Raw genomic sequence first — 639 nt, forward strand, 5'->3', positions numbered from 1 at the left:
GACGAATTGTCAACTCAAGTGCAACTTTTTACCCATGAAGACTTCTGATGGCGTCTTCCAGCCTAAGACCTTGCGTGGTCGATTATTCAGTTGTTCAATGTAAGTCTCAATTTCCTGGTCGCTCTGAAGGTCTAGGTCTGTGTTCTTGGGAAAGTATTCTCTAGTCAGTCCGTTGGTGTTTTCGTTAGTTCCTCGTTGTTGAGGCGCGTGTGGGTCAGGAAAGAAGACCTTTGTATTCAGACGCTCTGCCAGCTCCCTGTACCGGGCAAACTCCCTTCCACGGTCAGGAGTCACTGTTCTTACTCGGTTAGCTGGTAAGGCACCAAGCAGCTCAATCATGACGTCTCTAACAGTGTCAGCTTTTGCGTTGGCCGTTCGCTTCGAAAGCAGATAGCGTGATTTACGGTCAACTAATGTTACTAATGCAGAGTGTCCTGTTTTACCGCGTACTGTATCGCCTTCCCAGTGACCAAACCAGCTCCGATTTTCTGCCGACCGGGGTCGGTCGTGAATTGATGGCACGTCATTGAAGCGCCCCCGGCGTTCATTTATGGTGCCTTTGATTTTGCGCGTCTTGCCTCGGTGTCGAAGCAGCCTTGGTAGCCCGCGAGCACCATGGCTCTTCAATGGAACGCCGAG

Annotated in this window: 1 protein-coding gene; it reads right to left on the minus strand. The window is 50.9% G+C overall.

The genetic code is table 11. The annotated features are described in order from the left end of the window. Positions 1-9 precede the first annotated feature (9 nt). On the minus strand, positions 10-639 hold a 630-nt coding region (locus GSO_RS16175; RefSeq protein ID WP_010493911.1), incomplete at its 5' end, for an IS30 family transposase.

The organism is Lacticaseibacillus zeae DSM 20178 = KCTC 3804, from assembly GCF_000260435.1.
Classification (GTDB): Bacteria; Bacillota; Bacilli; order Lactobacillales; family Lactobacillaceae; genus Lacticaseibacillus; species Lacticaseibacillus zeae.